Genomic DNA, 20,080 nt, shown 5'->3' with positions numbered 1-20,080 from the left:
TCTTAACACTGTTAAGCTTAATATTGTTAAGGTTTTAGGCAAAAAGGGGATTTGATTGTGACATTCAGAAAAATCAAATGCCGCCGGAAGAAGTCATTCCTCGGGCGGCGTTTTGCTAGGAAGTCGACAGGTTAGAAGCGGAAGTCGCGTTCGCCTTCTTCGATGCGGATGATGCGTTTTTCGCAGGCAATGCGCATCTTCTCGTGACAGATCTTCGGAATTTCGTTGGCAATCACGCGTTCGCCAGCTTCCTTCGTGGCGGGGCTCGCGTAATCGCACAGATATTCCTTCATCGTCATCACGGCGTTGGCCTGGCAGTAGCGGGCAATGGAGCCGTCCTTGGCAAATTCCATGAAGCGGTCGCCCGTGCGGCCGGCGCGGTAGCACGCCGTGCAGAAGCTCGGCAGATAGTGGTTGTCCAGGAGCCAATGCACCACTTCATCGAGGCTGCGGCGGTCGCTCGTGTCGAACTGTGCCGTGTTTTCGATTTTGGTGATGTCCTTGATCGTGTAGCCGCCCACGGACGTGCGAGAGCCGCCCGAAATCTGCGACACGCCGAGCTTGAGCGCTTCGGTACGGATGCGCGCGCTTTCACGCGTCGACATGATCATGCCGGTATAAGGCACGGACAGACGGATCAAAGCCACGACCTTAAGGAACACGTCGTCGGGCACCGCGTTGGAGAACGTTGCCGGATCGATGTCGTCGGCCGGGCAGATGCGGGGCACGGAGATCGTGTGCGGACCGCAGCCGTAGGTGGCTTCCAAGTGTTCGGCGTGCATCAGGAGCGCAATGAGATCGTAGCGATAGAGATTAAGTCCGAAGAGTACGCCGAGACCCACGTCGTCGATGCCGGCCTGCATGGCGCGGTCGTGCGCCTCCGTGTGATAGCAATAGTCGGACTTCGGTCCCTTCGGGTGCAGCTCTTCGTAGGTCGGCTTGTGATACGTTTCCTGGAAGAGTTGATAGGTACCGATCTGGGCGTCGTGCAGCTTCTTGTAGTTTTCTACGGTCGTTGCCGCGATGTTGACGTTGACGCGGCGGATGGCGCCGTTCTTGTGCTTGATCGAATAAATCGTCTTGATGGCGTCAAGGATGTATTCGATCGGGTTGTACTTCGGGTGTTCGCCCGCTTCGAGAAGCAGACGCTTGTGACCGAGGTCCTGCAGTGCAATCACTTCACGCTCGATTTCCTCCATCGTGAGCTTCTTGCGCACGATGTGCTTGTTCTTGGCGTGATACGGGCAGTATGTGCAGCCGTTGATGCAGTAGTTGGAGAGGTAGAGCGGCGCAAAAAGCACGATGCGCTTGCCGTAGATGTGTTCCTTCACCTTAATGGCGGCGTCGAAAATGCGCTTAGTGACTTCCGGATCATCGTTGGCAAGCAGCACAGCCGCTTCGCGGTGAGTAAGCCCCTTGAAGGTCATCACCTTGTCGAGCAGCTGATCAATCAGGGCTGCGTTATTCTTGTTTTCTTCACCGTAGGCCAGAGAAGCAAGAACTTCCTCGTCGTTGATGAACTCTTCTGCGCGCGTCGAGCGCGGATCGTAAGGGATGCTCACGGCTGTGACTCCTGAAATGCGTGTGCAGGATTATTCTTGTCGTCGGCAACAGACCTCCGGACTCCCGCAAAAATCAGGGCCGATCAGTTGCCCGACCGGCCCTACCTTCTCTATACAGGAGATCCGCCGACCAGGTCTTTCGCAAGCCGTCTCTTGCTCGAGTGAAAGACCGGCGTCGTGTCTGTGTTGATGCGCATTGTGAACGATTTGCTATATTTCGTAAAGTGCAAATATTGCAGACTTTATTTCCCTTTCTGCAACTTTCTGCAGTAATCCTTTGATTTCAATCCGTTTTCTGTCTTTCGCCATGGAACTCAAATCGAAATCCGTCCGACTCTTCTGCGCCGTTGTCGAATCCGGAAGTCTGCTTGCGGCCGCCGACAAGATCGCGCTGTCGGCTTCCGCCGCAAGCCGCGTGATTTCTCAGCTCGAAGAGCGACTTGGATTTGCGTTGTTCGATCGTTCGGGAAAAGCGCTCACTCTTACCGAAGACGGCGCAGATTTTTATCGGGTGGCCATGGAATCAATGCGCGCCTGGCAACGTCTCGAAGATTATTCAAGAGAGCGCGACCGCAAAAAAACACTGCGTATCGCAGTACTTGCCCGCCATTGCTCGGATGTCATCATTCCGGCCGTTGTCACCATCATGAAACGCCACGAAGAAACGCTGAGAGTGACAATGGACGTGCATGCCAGCCGCGATATTCACTACTCCAAATACTCCCACCCGTTTGATGTAGGGTTCGGAACACTCTTGAGCAGCCACGACGATTTGGAAAAAACAGCGCTTGCTCACCTGCCGTTTTGTCTGGTCGCCAGCCGTCAGCACCCGATCGCAAGGTATGACACCATCGGACAGGAAGATTGTCGTGAAGCAGAATTCGTGATTCTTTCGCGCGATACGCTCGAACAGGAACACGCTCGTCGCCTGATGCCCGCTCATGCGCGCGTCGCGGCCGAAGTGTCTTCCACACAGGTAGCGCTTCGCTTCGTCAAGCGCAATGTCGGCATTCACTTCACCGATCGACTTGCCGCCAAGAGTGTCTCCAACGACTGCAAGCTCATCGAGCTCAAGGAGCCGCTCACGATCCCCTTCTATGTCTTCTGGCCCAAAGCCGCCGGGCGCATCGATCCCGCCGTATTCGAATGCACGCGAGAGATCGCTGCGAGCATTAAGGCTGCGGGCATTGAACTGACTCCTGAAGGGGAAGCCTTCCTGCGCGACCACTGACGAAAAAGGCAGCGCCGACTTATGGAATCGAGCACTGCCTTTCAGTTGCGTTTGGATTTTTTTTGGCTTACTTCTTCAGACCGGCCTTGGCGAGGTCACCCGAAAGAATCCAGGTCACGTTTTCCGGCACCACCATGCGGCGCAGGGCGGCGTTGACGGAGTCAACCGTCACGGCGGCGATCCGTTCTTCAAACTGCTTGCTGAAAGCAAACGTCTTGCCGGCTTCCATGAACTGCAGCCAACTCTGGGCAAGGTAGTCATCCTGAGCGCGATTGACGGCGCGGGAGTCGAGAATGCCCTTGACGGCTTCCTTAACTTCCTGCTCGGTAAAGCCGTCCTTGACGGCGCGCGCAATCTCTTCCTTGGCGCAGGCTTCAGCCTTGGGCAGATTCTGCGGCGCGACGATTGCAGACATCATCCAACTCGAGCGGTTGCCGAACTGCGGCAGTTTCACGTGAGAGCCAACGCCGTAAGAAAGACCTTCCTTCTGACGCAGACGATCGACCAGGCGGTTTGAAAGACCCGTACCACCGCCCAGAATCCAGTCGGCGACAACGAGAGCCGCCGCGTCCTCGTCGTTGACGTTGCCCTCAAAATCGACACGCGCGAAGATCACGGCGTTTTCCTTGCTCGGGGCGTCAATCACAATGCGCTCGGCCGCCACGGGCTTGAATTCGCTGTAGTAGCGCTCAAATGCATACGCCTTGTCAACCTTCTTGCCGTTGGCGTAGGCCTTTTGCAAAGCAGCCTTGACGGCAGCCGGATCGAATTCGCCGACAATTGCAATCGCACCGTGCTCGGTGCTCACGGCGGTCTTATACCAATCGTAGAGTTCGTCGCGAGTGAGGCTCTTGAAGGCCGCAAGCATCTCTTCGTTGAGCGAAGCGTTGCGGGGATCGCCTGCCGGATAGGTGCGGAAGTGCTTCTTTAAAGCTTCGCGAGCCATGTAGACCGGATCGTCGCTCTTGGCCTCCATCATCGCCGTCATCTGCTTGACGAGCTGATTGACTTCCTTTTCAGGGAACGTGCTCTTTTCGATGAGCTTACCGAAGAGTTCGATCGTGGCGACCAGGTTGTCTGCCGTGGTCGTGTACCCCATCACGTCGCCCTGGACCTTGAGTTCGGTGCAGGCGTCGGCAATGGCCTTACGATCCATCCCCTCGGCACCGCGCGAGAGCATCGGCAGAACAAGCGTGTTCAGAGCCGCCTTGCCGCGGTTGCTTTCGAGATTGCCCCACTGCACGTTCGTCAAGACGGTCACGGTGCGGCCGCGCGTCTTTTTGGGCAGCAACGCAACTTCAAGTCCGCCGATGCGCAGGCGTTCGGTGCGCGCATCGATATTGGCCTGGCTCGCATCAAAGGCTTCGGCCTGATCGCCCTCTTCCTTGAAGGTCGCCTTGGCGATCACGTCCTTGACGTCAGGAGTCGTCATGTAGGGCGCGCGCTTGGGATGATCGTCCGGAATGAAGAGGCCGACCACACGGTTGTCGCGCACGAAGTAGGTTGCTGCGGCGGTGTTGACGTCCGCAGGCGTCACCTTGGCCGTAGCGTCGCGATCGGCAAAGAAGAGTCGCCAGTCACCCAGAGCGATGTAGTCCGAGAGGTCAATCGCAAAACCCTCGGGATCCGAAAGCGCGCGATCGTAGTCGACGGCAGCCTCGGACAGACTCGTACCCACTTCCTCGTCGGTGGCAGGCTTCTTCGCAAACGAAAGTTCAATGGTTTCAATGAGCTTATTTTTCACCGATTCGATATCGTCGCCCTTTTTCACCATGGCGCCGAACATCACGAAGCCCGGATCGCGCGTGGACATGGGCCAGCCGAAGACCTGCGTAGCCATGCCGGTTTCAACGAGCGCCTTGTAAAGTCGTCCGCGCGGGGAATCGGCAAGAATGTCGGTTGCCGTTTCCACCGCATTGGTGTCTTGGGCAAGAGCCGAAGGCACGCGGTAGCCTACCGCAACAAGCTGGGTTTCACCAGGGCGGCGGATTTCGAAGGTGCGCGGACCGTCGGCGACGGGCTCAATCGTCCAGGCCTTCGGCAGCACGCGGTCCGGGCGCTTGATCTTGCCGAACGTCTCCTGGATCCACTCGAGAACCTTGGCTTCGTCGAACTTGCCGGAAACCGTCAGCACGGCGTTATCGGGCTGATACCACTTGCGATAGAACGCCTGCAGATTTTCAATGGGCACATTTTCAATATCGCTGCGCGCCCCGATCGTGCTGCGGCCATAGGCATGCCAATCGTAGAGCACGGACTGCATGCGCTTGAGCATCACGGAGATGGGCTTGTTTTCCCCCATTTCGTACTCGTTGCGCACGACGGTCATTTCGGTGTCGAGGTCCTTCTTGGCGATGAAGGAATTGGTCATCGCGTCGGCACTCCAGCCGAGCGCCCACTTCATGTTGTCGTCGTTGGCGGTAAAGCTCACGAAGTAGTTCGTGCGGTCGAGCCACGTCGTGCCGTTCATGCGAAAACCGCGGCGCGTGAATTCCTTGGTGGGATCGGGATAGTTCTTGCTGCCCTTGAACATCAAATGTTCAAGAAGATGAGCCATGCCGGTTTCGCCGTAGTTTTCCATACGGCTGCCGACGAGGTAGGTCGTGTTGACCGTGGCCGTGGGCTTGCTCTGATCAGCAAAAAGAACGATCTGCAGACCGTTGTCGAGTTCGTAGCTCTTGATGCCTTCGACCGTGTGCACGGGCTTGAGGCCCGCAGCGCAGGCCGACATTGCAGTGACTGCTGCTGAAGTCATAAGTACGTATTTAAGTCCTTGATTCATATGTAAGAAATCCAATCTGTGCACTCATACGAGCGTGCGGTTCTCCAAAGATTCGGCTTATCCGGCAGTCCGAGAACAAGCACAATAGCCACAAATCTATAGTTCCGTGCGCGTCAAATCCGTGTAAGAGGGCAACAAAAGTTCGAAAATGTTACGCAAGCTGTCCTCAGATGTCCACGAATCCAGGGCGTCTTTCTCCGACCTTATAATGGCCGAACTGAAAAAACGGCCGGCTTATGCTCTGTCCGGCTTTTCCATCCGCTTATCGAAGAAACCGCCGTGAAATTATTTTTCGACCTTTTCCCCATCATTCTGTTTTTCGGAGCATTCAAGTTCGGCGAATCCGATCCGCAGACAGCAGCCGACATTCTGACCGTAATCACCGGCGGCACCGGCCCGGAACACGCCCCCGTCATGCTGGCCACGCTCGTAGCCATCATTTCCACCTTCATTCAAATCGCGATCGTGTTCGCCCGCGGCAAAAAACCTGAACCGATGCTGTGGATTTCGCTTGCGGTGATCGTCGTCTTCGGTTCTCTTACGATCTGGTTGCAAAACGAGATGTTCATCAAGTGGAAACCGAGCATTCTCTACTGGATTTTCGGCGGCATTCTTCTATTTGCGCAGTGCACCGGCCGCAACTACATCCGCAAGCTTTTGTCGACCGCGGAAATCGTAATGAACGACGCCGCATGGAATACGCTGCAGAAAGCCTGGATTGCCTTTTTCGCCGTCGTCGGCATCATCAATCTTGCTGTGGCATACACTTGTTCGACCGACACATGGGTGAACTTCAAGTTATTCGGTTTGATGGGGTTGACACTGATTTTTACAATTGGCATGGGGTTTTGGATCGCCAAAAATTCACCATCTTTGGAAAAATAATCGGACTTTATTTTCGTTTTACCAACGAAGGAACTTTCTTCTATGGCTATCAAACATTTCGCTGTCGGCTGCGCCGCCATCCTGACCGCCGCCGGCGCCGTGGCCGCGACCTCCAACTTCACCGTCAACGGCCAGACGATCACCAAGGCTCAGCAAGAAGAACTTATCCGCGTCTACACCTCTCGGGGACAAGAACGCACGCCGCAACTTGAAACGCAGGTCCGCCATCTGCTGACCCGCGACGCACTGTTGCTGCAAGAAGCTCGCAAAGCCAAAATTTCGGAACGCGATGATGTTCAGCGCATGATCGACAATGCCACCAAGAACATTCTGATGAGCACCGTCATCAACGACTGGCTCGCGAAGAACCCCGTCAAGGAAGAAGAAGTCAAGGCTCTCTTTGAAAAGGAACAGAAACGCTGGGGCAAGACCGAAGTGTCCGTGCGCCACATCCTCGTTGAAGACGAAAAGACCGCCAAGGATCTTCTGGCCCGCGTCAGGAAAGGCGGAGACTTTGACCGCATCGCTCGCGAAAACTCCAAGGACACGGCACAGAACCGCGCCATGGGCGGCCTGATCGATTGGACCTCGCCCAATATGTTCGACAAGGAATTCGCCGAAAGCTTCAAGGACCTCAAGCCGGGCCAGATCGCCAAGAAGCCCATCAAGACGCAGCTAGGCTGGCACGTCGTGAAGCTCGAGGGTGTTCGTCCCGCACAGCGCTTCGTGAACTATCAGGCCGAAAGCCCCGCTCTGCGTCAGCTTCTGAACCAGCAGCGCGTGCAGAGCTACATCGACAATCTGATCAAGAACGCCAAGATCAGCGATCAGACGAAAACTAAAGCGAAGTCGAAATAATTTTCCGAACGGCTCAATCTCAAACGCCCGCCTCTTTCTTGAGCGGGCGTTTGTTTTTGCTCGGGCCGATTTGCTCTCCACCATTATGGTTAGTCTCCGCTCACGGTTTCCTCACTTCTGCCTTGTACTTTCGATCTAATACTCGTCGTCGCGAGGTGTAACCAAACACGGTCGTTGGAAGGAAAGTAGTCCTGCCGTATGAGATAAAGTACTTTCGGCGTATAGGTTTTCTCAAGGTGCCTCGATAGCATCCTTACAAAGCCTCAGGGGGATTATTTGTTTAAAAAACCTCTTGAAGCTCTCGGTACGAGATTCGAATTAAAACTGAATCGCCCCTTCACCGAAAGGAGAAAGCCTATGTTTGAAACGCAATATGAAGCGTTACGACGCCAAGGCATCAGCCGCAGAAGCTTCTTGCAGTTCTGCTCGCTCACGGCCGCAAGCCTCGGGCTCGGAAGCGCCGGCGCACAGGAAATTGCTCAGGCCATGAAGACCAAACCCCGCACGCCGGTCGTTTGGCTGCACGGTCTCGAATGCACCTGCTGCACGGAATCGTTCATCCGCAGCTATAACCCCATCGCCGCCAACATGGTGATGGATCTGATCAGTCTCGACTACGACGACACGATCATGGCCGCCGCCGGCCACCAGGCAGAAAGCGCCCTGGCCGACACCATCGAAAAGTACAAGGGCAACTACATCGTTGCCGTGGAAGGCAACATCCCGCTCGGCCAGGATGGCGTCTTCTGCATTCCGGGCGGCGAAACGTTCCTGAACAAGATCAAGCACGTCTGCCACGACGCCAAGGCCGTTATCGGCTGGGGTTCCTGCGCCGCCTGGGGTTGCGTGCAGGCCGCCAAACCCAATCCCACGAAATCGGTGCCGATCACCGAAGTGATCACCGACAAGCCCGTTGTTCTCGTTCCGGGCTGCCCGCCGATTCCCGAAGTGATGACCGCCGTCATCACCTATATCCTCACCTACGACCGTCTGCCGCCTCTGGATCGCCTCGGCCGTCCGAAGATGTTCTACGGCCAGCGCATTCACGACAAGTGCTATCGCCGCGCCCACTTCGACGCCGGTCAGTTCGTTGAAAAGTTCGACGACGAAGGCGCCAAGCTCGGCTATTGCCTGTACAAAGTCGGCTGCAAGGGCCCGACCACCTATAACGCCTGCTCGACGGTCGAATGGAACGAAGGTCTGTCCTGGCCCGTCAAGTCCGGCCACGGCTGCATCGGCTGCTCGGAAAACAACTTCTTTGACAAGGGCAGCTTCTACAACCACGAACCCGACATCCTGCCTCCGGGCTGGGGTGGCGTCGAAGCCACGGTCGACAAGGTCGGCATCGCCACCGTTGCCGTCGTCGGCGTGGCCGCCGCAGCGCACGCAGCCATGAGCGCGGTTGCCCAAGCCCGCGCCAAGACCAACAAGGACATCGGAGGTAAAGAATGAGCAACAGCCAGAACACCCGCCGCGTTGTCGTTGACCCCGTCACCCGCATCGAAGGTCATCTGCGCGTGCAGGCAGAAATCGACGCCAACGGCGTCATCACCGACGCGATGAGCACCGGCACGATGTGGCGCGGTCTCGAAGTGATTCTCAAGGGGCGCGATCCGCGCGACGCCTGGGCGTTCGTCGAACGCATCTGCGGTGTCTGCACCGGCATTCACGCGCTTGCAGCCGTGCGCGCCGTCGAAGACGCCATCGGCATCAAGATCCCGAAGAACGCCAACATCATCCGCAACCTGATGAATGCCACCCTGTACGTACAGGACCATCTGGTGCACTTCTATCAGCTCTCGGCTCTGGACTGGGTCGACGTGGTGAGCGCTCTGTCGGCCGATCCGCGCGAAACGAGCGAAATTCAACAGAAGATCAGCCCGCATCACCATCTGGCGACCGCAGGCTACTTCCGTGACGTGCAGGCGCGTCTGAAGAAATTCGTCGAAAGCGGCCAGCTTTCCATCTTCAAGAATGGCTACTGGGGCCACCCGGCCATGAAGCTGCCGCCGGCCGTCAATCTCCTTGCCGTTGCGCACTACCTTGAAGTGCTCGACTTCCACAAGGAAATCATCAAGATCCACACCATCCTCGGCGGCAAGAACCCGCATCCGAACTACCTCGTGGGCGGCGTCGCCTGCCCGATCAACATGCACGACACAGGCGCCGCAGGTGTCATGGTCAACGAAGTGAGCATGAACTACATGCGCGACATCGCCAAGGCGTGCGTGGACATCGTCAACAACGTCTACATTCCCGACGTCAAGGCGATTGCGAGCATGTATCCGGATTGGTTCAAGATCGGCGGCGGCATCAGCTCCAAGAACCTCCTTTGCTACGGCGACTTCCCCGAAATCCCCAACGAATGGAGCGACAAGAGCCTGATGATGCCGATGGGCGCGATCATCGACGGCAAACTCAACGAAGTGCATCCGGTCGACCTGCGCAACCCGGACGAAATCCAGGAATTCGTCGATCACTCGTGGTACAAGTACCCGGGCGACAAGAAGGGTCTGCATCCTTGGGACGGCGTCACCGACCACGCCTTCGGCTTTGCCCCGGACTCCGACGGCACGCCGCAGAAGTACAACTGGATTTCCCAGAACGGCAAGTACACGTGGGTGAAGAGCCCGCGCTGGAAGGGCCACATGATGGAAGTCGGACCGCTTGCCCGAGTCGTCATGGGTGTCGCCAAGAACATGCCGCAGTACAAGGATCCGGCATTGGCCACTTTGAAGGAACTCAACCTTCCGCTCGAAGCCATGTTCTCGACGCTCGGCCGCCACGCCGCCCGCGCGCTCGAAGCAAGCTTCATGACCGACATGATGGTGAAGTACGTCGACGATCTGATCGCCAACATCCGTGCCGGCGACGAAGCTGCCGCCAACATGGAATTCTGGGAACCCAAGACCTGGCCCAAGCAGTGCAAGGGCGTGGGTGCGTGCGAAGCACCCCGCGGCGCACTGGCACACTACTGCGTCATCGACAACGGCAAGATCGCCAATTGGCAGGCCGTCGTCCCGACGACGTGGAACGCCAGTCCGCGCGACACGGAAGGCAACCACGGCGCCTTTGAGGCTTCGCTCATCGGCACCAAGCTTGCCAAGCCCGAAGAACCGCTTGAAATCATCCGCACGATCCACTCGTTTGACCCGTGCCTGGCCTGTGCAACACACGTGCTGGACAACAAGGGCGAAGAGCTCGTGAGCGTCAAGGTTCGCTGATCCGGATATTGACGCGCCAAGTCCGGACGAGCGGCAAAATCGCTTTGCCGCCCGTCGGACCAACAGATTGAAGGTACGTTTATGAAAATCGATCCCGTCACCTATGAAGTTGACGTTTCGGCAGGAACGCACCCGCTGTACGTGTGGGAAGCGCCCGTGCGAATCTGGCACTGGGCGATGGCCGTGTGCATGGCGGTGATGATCGTCACGGGTTTTCTCATCGGAGCTCCTCTGGTGGCAAACCTGGGCGACACCTGGGCAACGTATGACTTCGCATACATTCGGCTTGCGCACTTTGCCGCCGGCATGATCTTTACGGTCATCTTTATCTGGCGACTGTACTGGGGCATCGTCGGCAACAAATACTCGCGCATGATCCTCGTGCCGCCGCTCTGGAGTCTGAAGTGGTGGAAGATGCTCTTTGAGCAGGTCAAGTACTACCTGTTCCTGAGAAAAACCTCCCCCGAGTACGCCGGGCACAACCCGCTTGCTCAGTGCGCCATGTTCTTCATGTTCACTCTGGGCAGCATCGTGATCATCATCACGGGGCTCGCGCTCTACGCTCAGGCCTGGGGTGCCGACGCCGGCTGGTACGCCTGGTTCGAATGGGTGTTCGTGCTCTTTGGCGACAGCCAGGCCGTGCGCACCACGCACCACGCGTTCATGTACATCTTCATCCTCTTCTCGATTGCTCACATCTACATGAGCTTCCGTGAAGACGTCATGGGCGGTGCCACCACCATCAGCTCGATGACGAGCGGCTTGAGAATGTTCAAGCACGGCGGCGAAGAACACTGACCGTAACTCAACCCGCGCAGCCCTGCGGGGCTGCCGCATCCGACGGACTGCAGGCGACTGCGGTCCGTTTCTTTTTATGCGCGGTGTAGGTCGGCCGAAGTATGCCGCTTTCGACTAACGACTGAGGAATAAAGGGGCGCTTTCGCGCACAATTGGTAAGGCGTTGTTTGGCCGGAGGCCACTGTCCTACCGGTTCTATTTGTCAAGGTTTTCGCATGCAGACCGTTCCCGGATTCGATCTTTTTGAACCGACCGACGTGCTCGTTTTGGGCGTCGGAAACATCCTCTGGGCCGACGAAGGCTTCGGCGTTCGCGCCGTTGAAGCATTCAACGCCCGCTACAAGCTTCCCGAAAGGACGAAGGTGGCCGACGGCGGCACGCTCGGTATGTATCTTCTCGAACTCATCGGCGCCACTAAGGATCTGCTGCTTTTTGACTGCGCCGATCTGCAGGAAAAACCCGGCACTCTCAAGCTTTTGACGGGCGACGAGGTGAAGTTCTGGTCGGCCACGAAAATCTCTCCGCACCAGACCGGCATGAATGAAGTGCTCGCACTTGCCGAACTGCAAGGCCATGCTCCCGAGCGCATCGCCGTGGTCGCCATTCAGCCCGAAATTCTGCAGGACTACGGCGGCTCGCTCACGCCCGCCTGTGAAGCAGCGCTCGATCAAGCCGTCGAAATGGCCAAAAACGTGCTCACGGACTGGGGTTATGCCGTTGCGGTCCGTCCCGAAGGAGAAAAGGTTTCCCCTCTGGGCGATGCGTCACTGAACAAACGCGACTACGAAACACAACGCCCCTCCGAAGAAGAGGCACCGCGAGAGGGCGACGTCCGCTTCTTTCCCAAATTTCAATAAGGAGACCAAAACATGTGCATCGCCGTTCCCATGCGTGTTCTGGAAGTGCGAAGCGACAGCGACGTCGTCGTAACGCGTCCCGGACGCACGGAGATCGCCAATGCTTCCTTCGCCGATGAAATGCCGGCGGTCGGCGATCTGGTTTTGGTTTTCCGCGGCACGATTCTTCGCACCGTATCCCAAGACGAGGCGCTCAAAATCGAGTCGGCATTGTGCTGCGTGGAAGAAGCCATGCGCACGGACGAAGCCGAAAGCGCCGACGCCGCCTTTGCCGACATCATTGAAAACACCGGGAAGCTTCCGCCGCACCTGCAAAAGCTCGTCGGTCAGAAAACGATGTAGCCTCCTTTCGGAAAAAGGCCGGCGAGCGTTCTCTCCGGCTCTTTTGTTTTGACGGACGCTGCCGCATCTCTACCGTACAATTGCGCACATTGTGGGTACCTTTTTTTGCTCATCCGATGTCAGACGTTTTGTCCGTTCTCGCCTCTTCTCTTAACGATACGCAACTGGCCGCTGCCACTCGGCGCCTCAAGACGACGACCGCGTCGGGCGGCAACCGTTCGGCTGCTCTCACGGCCCTCATTGAACTGGCCCGCAGTCAAAAACGAATGGCGGTTTTAATTTGCGCCAACGCGTTTGACGTCGCTCGTCTCAATCAGGAAATCGCCTGGCTCGACCCCTCGCTCAAAGTCTCAAGCCTTCCCGATTGGGAGACGCTCCCCTACGACACGATGAGTCCGCATGCGGATTTGGTCAGCGAACGCTTGGAGACCCTCTACAACCTCACAAGCGACGATCTGCCAGCTCGCCCGGACATTCTCATTGCGGCCGCGAGCACCGCTGCGCAGCGCTTTGCACCGAAATCCTACGTCGCGGGCAACACGTTTTTCTTTCGCAAAGGACAGACCATCAGCATCGCCAAGCTTGAGGCCGACCTAGTGGCAGCCGGCTACGGGCGCGTCGAGCAGACGATGGCTCCGGGCGAATTCGCCGTGCGCGGCGGCATCGTCGACATCTTTCCGATGGGCACCGAAGCCCCGCTTCGTCTAGACCTCTTTGACGACGAGATAGACGCGATCCGCAGTTTCGATCCCGACTCGCAGCGCAGCACCGGAAACGTTGATCGCGTGCGCATTCTGCCCGGTCACGAATTTGCTTTTGACGAAGAATCCCGCAATCGGTTCCGTGCCGCCTGGCGCGCAGCTTTCCCGGGCGACCCCAACAAGTGCCCGGTGTACGTTGACGTGGGCACGGGGATCTGCTCTCCGGGCATCGAATACTATCTGCCCCTCTTTTTCGAGTCGACGGGAACGCTTGCCGATTATCTTCCGGACAATGCTCTATTCATCACTTTGGGTGAAACGCGAGACGCCATCGACGCCTTCATGCGTCAAACGCAGGAGCGCTACAAGTTTCTCTCGCACGATGCGCAAAGACCGGCGCTTGCCCCCGAAAAGCTCTTTGACAAGGCTGACGACTTTTTCGATGCCATTGCGCCCTTCGGCCGCATTTCTCTCAAAGCCCCCGAAACAGGCATCGATACACCGCTTACGATCGAGCGATCGGCTAAGGATCCGGCCGCCAAGTTGAAGGACTTCATCGCAAAGTGCCGCATTGAGAAAAAACGCATTCTTATCGTCGCAACAGGCTCGGGTCGTGCGGCGCGTCTGCAGGAACTGCTGCGCGACGGCGTGCGCGAACCGGAACTCGTCGAATCCTTTGCGGCTTTCGTAAACGGCACGGAGCCCCTTTCGATTGCCGTAGGGCCGCTCTCGGGCGGCTTTGTGCTCGAAGAGTCGGGCCTGGTGGTCGTCACCGAGTCCGAGCTCTACAACACGAAAGCGGTCATTCGCCGCCGCGGACACAGCCGCACCACCAACGTCGAAGCGATCATTCGCGACGTGAGCGAACTGCGCGAGGGCGATCCGGTCGTGCACGCCGCCCACGGCGTAGGCCGATACCACGGGCTGGAAACGATCTCCACCGAAGAAGGTCCCGCCGAATTCGTACGCATCGACTATGCCAACGACGCCAAGCTGTTCGTGCCGGTCTCGCAACTCAACCTCATCAGTCGCTATACGGGTGCCGACAGCGAGCACGCGCCGCTCAACAACCTCGGGCGCGGCGACTGGGAAAAGGCCCGCAAAAAGGCGGCGCTGAAAGTGCGCGACACCGCTGCCGAACTCTTGCACCTTTACGCCATGCGCGAAGCCAAGCAGGGCTTTGCGTTTGAAACGGAATCGTCGGATTATCAGGCTTTCTGCGAAGGCTTTGCCTTTGAGGAAACGCCCGATCAGGCCGCTGCCATCGCCGCCGTCATCAATGACATGCACTCGGGCCGTCCTATGGACCGACTCGTATGCGGCGACGTGGGCTTCGGAAAGACCGAAGTGGCCCTGCGCGCTGCCTTCATCGCCGTCATGAACGGCAAACAGGTCGCGATCCTCTGCCCGACGACGCTTCTTGCCGAACAGCACGCCCAGACCTTCAAGGACCGCTTTGCAGCCTGGCCCGTGAAAGTCGCTGAGCTCTCGCGCTTCCGCACCTCCAAGCAGACGGCCCAGACGATCGAAGGTCTTGAAACCGGCACGGTCGACGTCGTCATCGGCACGCACAAGCTTTTGAGCGAATCGGTCAAATTCAAACGTCTCGGGCTCGTTGTGATCGACGAAGAACACCGCTTCGGCGTTCGACAGAAGGAACGCTTAAAGAGCCTGCGCGCGGAAGTCGACGTTTTGACGCTCACCGCCACTCCGATTCCCCGAACGCTGGCGATGAGCCTTGAGGGCATCCGCGACTTCTCGGTGATTGCCACGGCACCGCAAAAGCGCCTCGCGATCAAGACTTTCGTGCGCCGCGAATCCAAGGCGCTGATTCGAGAGGCCGTTATCCGCGAACTCAAGCGCGGCGGACAGGTGTATTTCCTTCATAACGACGTGGATACCATTCAGGCCCGCGCCGAGATGCTCCGAGAGCTGATTCCGGAAGCGCGCATTGGCATTGCCCACGGCCAAATGAGCGAGCGAGAACTCGAGCGCGTCATGCGCGAGTTCTACCGGCGCGAGTTCAATGTGCTCGTCTGCACAACCATCATCGAGACGGGCATCGACATTCCGATTGCCAACACGATCATCATGCACCGCGCCGACAAGTTCGGGCTCGCACAACTGCACCAGCTGCGAGGCCGCGTCGGACGTAGTCACCATCAGGCCTACGCGTACCTGCTCATTCCCGACGAAGGGGCGATTACGAAGAACGCCGAACGGCGACTTGAAGCCATCCAAAATCTCGAAGAGCTCGGAAGCGGCTTTTACCTTTCCATGCACGACCTGGAAATCCGAGGCGCGGGTGAAGTTCTCGGTGACGAACAATCGGGCGAAATGGCGCAGGTGGGCTTTGAGCTCTATACGCAGATGCTCAAGCGCGCCGTCGATTCGCTTCGCCGCGGCGAAGAGCCGACCTTTGACTCACCCTTTGAGACGCTCACTGAAATCAACCTGCATCTGCCGGCATTGCTGCCCGACGACTACGTGCCCGACGTCGGCACGCGTCTGTCGCTTTACAAGCAATTGGCCGCTGCCCAGACGCTCGAAGAGCTCGGCGAGTGCACCGACGATCTCACGGATCGCTTCGGGATGCCCGTGCCTGCCGCAAAGACGCTTCTGGCTGTTCACCGTCTGCGCATCGAGTGCGCCGCCATCGGCATCCGCAAGATCGATGCGGCCGAACAAGCCATCGTCTTTACCTTCGCTCAAAAGACCATGTTCGATCCGGCCGTGATGTTTGCGCTGCTGCAAAAGCGCCGAGACCTGCGCGTGCTGCCGGGCACGTTCACGCGACTCAAGATGACGGTCAATTCCGAAAACGCCGTCACGAGGGTTCAAAACGTCCGCACGATCGTCAACGCGCTGTTGGAAAGCCTGCCGCCCGAAAAGCGGCCTTGAGTCTCAAGCAATCCGCCGCAGCGCTCTTTCTTGAGCCGATGAGCGCTGCGGTACAATTGGGCGCGTCATTTCACAGAATAAAACGATGTCCGCCTCTCGCATCTCTTCGCCTCAACCCTTTGTCTTCACCGTCATCTGTCCCAAGGATGAAGTGATCGCAATCGAGTTCTTCGCCGTGCCGCAGTTTGCTGCCGAGCACATCGGAGACATTCGCATCGACTGGGGAGACGGCAACGTAACGGTTGCCGATGTCGCAATGTCGTCCGACTCCGTCGCGGAGATTGTTTCGGGCGAGGACATCATGCCGACGAGCAGCTGCTCGCACCGCTACGCTGAAGACGGCAAGCGCACCATAACGGTGACAACACCTTCGGGTTTTTTGCCGCTAAAAAAACTGCCCTATCAAACAGTGAGCGTCTCAACCGCCTTGCCGACGCTCACCATGGGCGAATCGGATCCGGAAGGCCGTCCCGAGCCCTCAGACACCCTGCCGCCGCTTTTTGCGATGAATCCCAAAACGGGACGATCGCCATTGAATTTCATTTGCCCGGATTTTCTCGCGAACAACCCCAATCTGGCCTTTTTCGACGAAGCTTTCATGGGGGTGTCGCTCAAGACCGTTCCGGTGTCGCTCTTTTCACCATGCAAGTCCATAAAGAGCCTTGCGCGCACGTTTGCCCACAGCCAACTTACGGCCATTCCATACGGCCTGCTGCGTCACGCGCTCACTCTTTCGCTGTGCGAAGAGACTTTTGCGCACTGCAGTTCGCTGCGCGACGTCGACAATCCGTTCGGCGACAAGAAGAATTTGCCGGTGTGCCTGGAAGGCTTCATGCTGGGCGCTGCGCCCCGCCTGTTTGCATGGTGCGACAAAGGGCGTCGACAGGAAGCGGGCTGGATTCGCCCGCACGCCAATCTTGCCGACCCGTGCTTTGAGTTCGATTGGCACGCCGCGCCACTCTCATCCGAACCCATCGTGCTCTTTTACCCCATTGATCTGGAGCTCGAGGGCGACCTTTTCGTCGAATGGGGCGACGGAGCTGTCGAGCGCATCGACTGGAACAGCACCGATGCGCTTTCGCACACCTACGCGCAGCCGGGAGTCTATCGCGTGAAACTGCACTACACGGCAGGCGAAGAGGTTCGCCCCTTCCGCTTGGGCAGAGCCGTCACGGCCATACACAATGCGCTTCCCGCTTTCCACCCGCGCACCGTCGAAACCTTGGGCGACTTCTGCGGTTGGGCGGCCGACCGCCGAGAACTCAGAAGCATTCCCGAGGATCTCTTTGCCAACAATCCGACGATCGTCAATCTCGAGCAGGCCTTCGCGGGCTGCGTGCAGCTTACCGACGTCGCCGACGGCATCGTCTCGATGCTCCCCGATTTGAAGTGCACCGACGGCATGTTTGCCTTTTGTAAGAGCCTCAAGGCGCTTCCCGCCAGTTATCTCGCTTCGCCTCGTTTACCACGCTACGACTGCTTTGCGGGTGAGGCGACAACCGAAACCTCTGACCGTAACCAGGAGACTGCAGCATGACCAAGTTTGTCGCAGAAATCACCGTCGGCAAACGCGATCGTCTCGTCACGCTGCGCATTCCCGCCGGCAACACGATCGCTCCGTCGCTACGCCAAGTGTCTGTGACGTTTGACGGCGAGACCTCACATCATCACCGCGAGCCCATTTCGAGCACCGTGCTTGAATATCACCCCATGCCGGGCACGCATCGACTGGAAATCGACTTCGGCGGCTCGATGCCCGCCGCCACGCTCATTCTGCCCGAACAGACGACGGCGATCATCTCGCCCATTCCCGCTTTGTACAACGACGCCACGGGGATGCTCAGCACGGCGGGCCACATCTGGAACCCGATCAAGCCTCCGCGGCAGTTGACGCATCTGGTCTCATCGCTTTTTGCGCACAACACGCATCTGGTGGCGCTCTCGGGGACCTTTGCAGGCCTTACGGCATTAACCGAAGTTCCCGAATCCCTCTTTTTTCCGCTCATCTACGCGCGGACGTTCACGGGCGTGTTTGCCTTAAGCGGCCTGGCACACGTAAGCCGGCAGCTTTTTACGGCCAACCTTCAGGCCGAAGACTTCTCGGAAGCCTTCATGGGCTGCAAGATGCTGCACACGATTCCGGCGGAGCTTTTCAGCACCAACACTCATGCGCGCATCTTTGACCGTACCTTTGCCGAAAGCGCATTGGGCGATGTGCCCGCGACACTCTTTGCGAACATCGCCAAGCGCGGCTCGTTTGTCGAAACGTTTGCCCGCACGCAGGTCAGGCGCGTTCCTGAGGGCCTCATGAACGGCACAGAGCCGCTCAACGTTGACGGCATGTTTGAGCCTGCGCAAACCCTCGAACACGATCCGATGAACATCAAGGCCGCTGCCGACCTCCCGCAGGATTTTTTCGAGGCCACACGCACGGCAGCGGGCGTACCGACCAAGCGAGTCAGCTTCTGACGGAAAGCCATTGCATCAACCGCCCGAGCGCCGGCAACGGTCTCGGGCGTTTTGTTTCCCTCGATTTGCTAACACCATCGCAATAGGCCTCAGAAGCGCCGCGCTATAGAAATGCCTCTCAGTACGGAAACCGCCCGACGAGGCGTACAATCGACCTTACTGTTGCTTTTCGGTGCCCTTCGGGGCTTTTTTGAACATGAATATCTTTGTCGTTCTTGCCCTTGCGATGCTCCTCATCATCGTGGCGCTTCGCAAGAAAGTTCCCATCGGTCCGGCCATTCTGGCGGGCGGCCTGCTCATCTGGGTCGCCGTCAAGCCGGAAATCCCCCTGCTCGGTGAAGCCGCCAAGCAAATGTTCACCATGCAGCGCACCTACGACCTGCTCTTTGCTCTCTATTTCGTGGTGTGCCTTGAAATCGAACTTCGCAAGAGTGGCTGCCTCAAGGGCATGGTGCAGTACCTCAACCACCTGATTCACTCCACTAAGGTGACGATGGCGGTGATGCCGGCCTTCCTGGGATTGTTGCCTTCCGTGGGCGGCGCTCGCTTCTCAGCGCCGATCGTCGACAACGCTTCCAAGGGCATGACGATCACGGCAGAACAGAAGGCAACGATTAACTTCTGGTTCCGTCACATCTTTGAATTCTCAAGTCCCATCATTCCGGGCATGATTCTTGCCTGCTCGATCGTGGGCGTGGGTGTGGGCGACGTGATTATTCACCTTGTTTGGGTGACGGCTCTGATGTTTGCCATCGGCTGGCTGATGTTCGTGCGTCCGATGAAGTTCGAAGACCTGCGCGCCCAGAATATGAGTGAAGACCCGGACTTTGATCTCGCACGCAACCGCATGGACTTCTGGCTTTCGATTCTGCCCGTGGCGGCCGTCTTCCTTCTGATGGTTTTCGGCGGCATCGGTGCAGCCGTCTCCATGGGCGTGGTGGCCGCCGCCATGGTCTTCGTGCTGATGGGCACCAACCGCGCCGTTCCGATCAAGGATATCTTCATCGGCGCCATCGAATGGAAGCTGCTGCGCGACGTCACCTGCATTCTTTTCTTCATCCAGCTGCTTGACGTCACGGGCGTTCTGGGTCAGGTCGTCGAAAGCTTCAAGGCCGCTCCTCTTCCCACTCCCGTCATCATCGCGGGCCTGAGCTTCCTGATCGGCGTTCTGACCGGCATGTCTCAGGGCCATGTGGCCATCGTCATGCCGATCGTGGCACTCCTGGCTCCTGCGGGTTCTCTGGATCTCGTGGGCGTCGCTCTCGTTTTCGGTGTCGGCGGTCAGATGATCACGCCCACGCACGTGTGCCTCATTGTGTCACTTGACTACTTCAAGGCGGATTTCTTCAAGACCCTCGTTCCGGTGATCGTAGCCGAAGCATTGCTGCTCGGGGTCTTTTCGGCATACAGCTATCTCACCTGGGCCGGTTAGTTACACTGAGTCTTTCCAAGGTTTTAGACGCCTCAAGT

General features: G+C 57.9%; 14 protein-coding genes. 12 read left to right on the top strand and 2 right to left on the bottom strand.

Going from position 1 to position 20,080, the window contains the following annotated elements:
• Positions 1-131: 131 nt before the first annotated feature.
• A complete protein-coding gene (hydG, locus tag DW133_RS04160; protein ID WP_233542108.1) occupies positions 132-1,562 on the bottom strand; it encodes a [FeFe] hydrogenase H-cluster radical SAM maturase HydG in 1,431 nt (476 codons plus the stop codon).
• Positions 1,563-1,869: 307 nt separating this feature from the next.
• Between hydG and DW133_RS04155 the strand changes: the two genes are divergently transcribed.
• The gene (locus DW133_RS04155) at positions 1,870-2,793 is read left to right on the top strand and encodes a LysR family transcriptional regulator (protein ID WP_118275380.1); all 924 of its coding nucleotides are present in this window, start codon (positions 1,870-1,872) and stop codon (positions 2,791-2,793) included.
• Between the two features lie 67 nt (positions 2,794-2,860).
• Here DW133_RS04155 and DW133_RS04150 read toward each other — a convergent pair whose 3' ends face one another.
• Positions 2,861-5,548, bottom strand: a complete 2,688-nt coding sequence (locus DW133_RS04150; RefSeq protein WP_233542107.1) for a pitrilysin family protein — start codon at positions 5,546-5,548, stop codon at positions 2,861-2,863.
• Between the two features lie 306 nt (positions 5,549-5,854).
• On the opposite strand from DW133_RS04150, the gene DW133_RS04145 reads away from it, so the two are divergent.
• The 11 genes from DW133_RS04145 to DW133_RS04095 all read left to right on the top strand — a co-directional run bounded on the left by DW133_RS04145 (position 5,855) and on the right by DW133_RS04095 (position 20,042).
• A complete protein-coding gene (locus DW133_RS04145; protein ID WP_118275378.1) occupies positions 5,855-6,460 on the top strand; it encodes a septation protein A in 606 nt (201 codons plus the stop codon).
• Between the two features lie 42 nt (positions 6,461-6,502).
• Positions 6,503-7,318 (top strand): peptidyl-prolyl cis-trans isomerase, encoded by an 816-nt coding sequence (locus tag DW133_RS04140; protein WP_118275377.1) that lies wholly within the window; start codon positions 6,503-6,505, stop codon positions 7,316-7,318.
• 357 nt (positions 7,319-7,675) lie between these two features.
• Positions 7,676-8,770, top strand: a complete 1,095-nt coding sequence (locus tag DW133_RS04135; RefSeq protein WP_118275376.1) for a hydrogenase small subunit — start codon at positions 7,676-7,678, stop codon at positions 8,768-8,770.
• Positions 8,767-10,542: a nickel-dependent hydrogenase large subunit gene (locus DW133_RS04130; protein ID WP_118275375.1), complete on the top strand. Its 1,776-nt coding sequence runs from the start codon at positions 8,767-8,769 to the stop codon at positions 10,540-10,542. Before DW133_RS04135 ends, DW133_RS04130 begins: the two co-directional genes overlap by 4 nt.
• 81 nt (positions 10,543-10,623) lie before the next feature.
• Positions 10,624-11,340: a Ni/Fe-hydrogenase, b-type cytochrome subunit gene (cybH, locus tag DW133_RS04125; protein ID WP_118275374.1), complete on the top strand. Its 717-nt coding sequence runs from the start codon at positions 10,624-10,626 to the stop codon at positions 11,338-11,340.
• A gap of 215 nt (positions 11,341-11,555) precedes the next feature.
• Positions 11,556-12,197, top strand: a complete 642-nt coding sequence (locus DW133_RS04120) for a HyaD/HybD family hydrogenase maturation endopeptidase (protein ID WP_118275373.1) — start codon at positions 11,556-11,558, stop codon at positions 12,195-12,197.
• Between the two features lie 12 nt (positions 12,198-12,209).
• Positions 12,210-12,539 carry a HypC/HybG/HupF family hydrogenase formation chaperone gene (locus DW133_RS04115; protein ID WP_118275372.1) on the top strand — a complete coding sequence of 110 codons (330 nt, stop codon included), beginning with the start codon at positions 12,210-12,212 and terminating at the stop codon, positions 12,537-12,539.
• Between the two features lie 116 nt (positions 12,540-12,655).
• Positions 12,656-16,141 (top strand): transcription-repair coupling factor, encoded by a 3,486-nt coding sequence (gene mfd, locus DW133_RS04110; RefSeq protein WP_118275371.1) that lies wholly within the window; start codon positions 12,656-12,658, stop codon positions 16,139-16,141.
• A gap of 85 nt (positions 16,142-16,226) precedes the next feature.
• The gene (locus DW133_RS04105; RefSeq protein ID WP_118275370.1) at positions 16,227-17,678 is read left to right on the top strand and encodes a hypothetical protein; all 1,452 of its coding nucleotides are present in this window, start codon (positions 16,227-16,229) and stop codon (positions 17,676-17,678) included.
• Entirely contained in the window at positions 17,675-18,610 is a 936-nt protein-coding gene (locus DW133_RS04100; protein WP_118275369.1) for a hypothetical protein, read from the top strand. Before DW133_RS04105 ends, DW133_RS04100 begins: the two co-directional genes overlap by 4 nt.
• A 196-nt stretch (positions 18,611-18,806) precedes the next feature.
• A complete protein-coding gene (locus tag DW133_RS04095; RefSeq protein ID WP_118275368.1) occupies positions 18,807-20,042 on the top strand; it encodes a DUF401 family protein in 1,236 nt (411 codons plus the stop codon).
• Positions 20,043-20,080: the final 38 nt, after the last annotated feature.

Origin of the sequence: Sutterella sp. AM11-39 (assembly GCF_003472385.1) — a bacterium.
GTDB classification, from domain to species: domain Bacteria; phylum Pseudomonadota; class Gammaproteobacteria; order Burkholderiales; family Burkholderiaceae_F; genus Duodenibacillus; species Duodenibacillus intestinigallinarum.
This window is presented reverse-complemented; position numbering and strand designations above follow the sequence as displayed.